We start from the raw sequence: 2981 nt of genomic DNA, 5'->3' as shown, positions 1-2981 counted from the left end.
AATACCGACATTTTTACACTCAAATACCGACATTTTTACACTCAAATACTCTAAAAAACCCTTTTAAATCAATTGGTTTCGAGTTTCTAAATATATTATAAATAAACATAAATAATATTAAAAGAGAGTGGGCTAACCATTCTCTTTTTTATTTTTAGCACAACCGAAAAGTAGGGTTTGGCAACCAAAATATAATTCCAGTTACTAAAACCCCACATTTTGGTTGCTTAAACCAAAATAATCGTGATTTCTTATTTTTTTAAACCCTGTTTTTCGGTTGTGCTAATTAAAAAAACCTTTTGAGTAACAAAAACAAAACTTGCACTCAAACCTTATAAATGTTATAATATAGGTAGTTTCAGAGAAAAGGAAAAATTGATGATGAGTAATATTACAAAGTATCATAACGATTTAAATAGTGTCAGATTAAGAAAATGGTCTCCGGAAGAAATGAATTTTCTGTTCTCGATTTTGACAAAAGCAAAGGAAAGTGGCACTCAACTTTTAAAATTCTCTACGGAAGAATTAAGATCATTATGTGATGATGATTTTGAACACAAAGCTAGATGGGCTCGCACAATGGAAAGAGTTGCAAGGAAAGTTGTTGAACTCAGTTATGTTGAAAAAAGCAGTTCTAAAATACAAGTAATGGGCTTATTTCGAATATTTACTGTAGATCTGGACAATCAAACGGCAGAAATACAATTAGATGACAAATTTGAATATATTTTAAACAACCTTAATGCTAATTTTACGAAATTTGAATTAGAGGAATTTACAAAAATTCGATCAAGTTATGCTAAAACCCTATATCGCTATTTAAAACAATGGCGTACAGTTGGTCGCAAAGTATTTAAGGTAGATGAGTTTCGTGGATCTCTAGATATTCCGAAATCATACAAAGCAGGACAAATAGATAGAACTATTATCTCTCCTTCTTTGGAACAACTAAAACCATTTTTTAAAAATTTAAAATGTGTTAAAGTCAAAGAGAGGACAGCAGGAAATCCAATAAAAGAGTATGTTTTCACATGGGAATCAGAGGGTCCTTTATACGATTCTGAAAAAGAATATATCGATCAGAAGAGTGCGAAAAAAATAAAGACTACAAGCTCAAATGTTCCAGCTTGGCATAACCCACAATATCAGAATAACACATCAGCATACGAGCAACAAAAAATGGAGGAAGAGAAGAAAAAATTGCTAGACAAATTTTAAAAACAAGATTAAAATCTTGTAATACAATGTAAAACGAAAGCGTAAACTAGGTAATGCAATTGGTAGAGCAAAAACAAAAAACATTAAATATTAGACTATCTATAATAGAGAAAGAAAATCTTGATAAACGCTCTAAAGACAAGGGTTTGAAGCTCTCGGAGTATGTGCGCTCCATACTGTTTTCAGATGTAACACAAAACGAAGCACAAAGTAATGAAGATGTGATACAAATCCTAAAGAGTGAACTAGAAGAAAAAAATAAGCAAATTGAAACCCTCCAAGAATTACTTAAAAACCAACAAATACTCTCACTTGAAGCAAACAAAGAAAAAGCACTTTTGCTGGAAGATAAACGAGGTTTTTGGTCAAGATTATTTAGGAGGGGTTCATAGAGGCCTTTAAAATGAATTCTGAGAATGGTTAAACTTATATTTAAGGTTATTTACCGACAGAGGTTTAAAATCGTTTAGAAACGATTTTAGAGAGGGATAGAGAAAATGGAAATTGATAGATACTGTAAAGAATGTTTGGGCTATTATAGTTATGACATTGATGAAATAGAGAATTTTAAACACTGTAGATGGTGTGGTTCTGAAGATACTGAAGAAGTTTAAAAACGTTCTAAGAAAAAAAGAGCCGCGCGGCTCTTTTTTTCTTGACTTTTGATAGCGTATGTGCTATCATTATATATATCTCCACTGAAAGGAATCACTAAATGAATTTTATTTTATACGATGAAGAAGAATTTAAAGAATACTTAGAAACACTTCCGATCAAAGTAAGAGCAAGGGTGCTAGCGTTAATTGATGTTATTGAAGAAATAGGGCTAGTTGAAGCTATGAACAAAGGCTGGGTTTCTAAACTAGGAAACAACCTCTACGAAATTAGATTAGAAATGAATGGCTTATTCCCACGAGCAATTTTCTTCAAAGTTGCTGTGAAGCATTCCAATGCTGGACCAGAATATGTTATTACTAATGTCTTTTCAAAAAAGACCAACAAAACTCCTAAAACTGAAATTAGCAAAGCCATAGGTCGTAGAAGAAGATATACAAAATTATATTGATATTCAAAAATATCAATATATCTGACCATCTAAACATAGTTAGATGGTCAGATATGTTTATATTTTAAACATAAAATAAGGAAATAAAAAATATTAAGGAGCCAAAAAATGAAAGGAACTTTTCAAGAATTTAAAAATCAATATCTCGAAGAGTTGGGACAAGAAGGAAAATTAGAATATGAAGCAGCTCTTCGAGAATTTAAGATAGCAGCTAAATTAAAAGAGTTAAGAAAGGAAATGAACTTATCCCAAAGAGAATTTGCAAAAATAATAAATAAACCACAATCTACAATTGCTCGTGTAGAAAATGGCTCAATGAGTCCTACAGTAGGATTACTTGAAGAAATAGCTATATTATCAAATAAAGAATTAAAAGTTGAATTTGTAAATCGTTAATACAATTATTATATATGGAAATAGGAACTAATTTATTGATTTAAGACAAAAAATTATTAGACTTTCAGTTAGCACAACCGAAAGTATGGGTTTGCACAACCAATATATATTTTTAGTTATTAAAACCCTACTTTTCGGTTGTGCTAAAAATAAAAAAGAGAATGGTTAGCCCACTCTCTTTTAATATTATTTATGTTTATTTATAATATATTTAGAAACTCGAAACCAATTGATTTAAAAGGGTTTTTTAGAGTATTTGAGTGTAAAAATGTCGGTATTTGAGTGTAAAAATGTCGGTATT

Annotated in this window: 4 protein-coding genes; all 4 read left to right on the top strand. The window is 30.3% G+C overall.

The features are described 5' to 3' along the window. Nucleotides 1-381: 381 nt before the first annotated feature. The 4 genes from ADH92_RS06520 (at nucleotide 382) to ADH92_RS06505 (ending at nucleotide 2680) form a co-directional block, all read left to right on the top strand. Entirely contained in the window at nucleotides 382-1218 is an 837-nt protein-coding gene (locus tag ADH92_RS06520; protein WP_160312906.1) for a replication initiation protein, read from the top strand. A gap of 53 nt (nucleotides 1219-1271) precedes the next feature. Then, a complete protein-coding gene (locus tag ADH92_RS06515) occupies nucleotides 1272-1610 on the top strand; it encodes a plasmid mobilization protein (protein WP_049497852.1) in 339 nt (112 codons plus the stop codon). A 323-nt stretch (nucleotides 1611-1933) separates the two neighbouring features. Further along, complete coding sequence (locus ADH92_RS06510; protein WP_049497851.1) at nucleotides 1934-2284, top strand: type II toxin-antitoxin system RelE/ParE family toxin; 351 nt, start codon at nucleotides 1934-1936, stop codon at nucleotides 2282-2284. Nucleotides 2285-2392: 108 nt separating this feature from the next. Then, nucleotides 2393-2680 (top strand): helix-turn-helix domain-containing protein, encoded by a 288-nt coding sequence (locus ADH92_RS06505; RefSeq protein ID WP_065426984.1) that lies wholly within the window; start codon nucleotides 2393-2395, stop codon nucleotides 2678-2680. Nucleotides 2681-2981: the final 301 nt, after the last annotated feature.

It is taken from the genome of Streptococcus parasanguinis (genome assembly GCF_001073155.1).
Lineage (GTDB): Bacteria > Bacillota > Bacilli > Lactobacillales > Streptococcaceae > Streptococcus > Streptococcus parasanguinis_D.
This window is presented reverse-complemented; position numbering and strand designations above follow the sequence as displayed.

Excerpts from the sequence above, each read along its gene's own strand:
- ADH92_RS06515 (WP_049497852.1), top strand. The coding sequence starts at position 1,272 with ATGCAATTGGTAGAGCAAAAACAAAAAACATTAAATATTAGACTATCT.
- ADH92_RS06510 (WP_049497851.1), top strand. The coding sequence starts at position 1,934 with ATGAATTTTATTTTATACGATGAAGAAGAATTTAAAGAATACTTAGAA.
- ADH92_RS06505 (WP_065426984.1), top strand. The coding sequence starts at position 2,393 with ATGAAAGGAACTTTTCAAGAATTTAAAAATCAATATCTCGAAGAGTTG.
- ADH92_RS06520 (WP_160312906.1), top strand. The coding sequence starts at position 382 with ATGAGTAATATTACAAAGTATCATAACGATTTAAATAGTGTCAGATTA.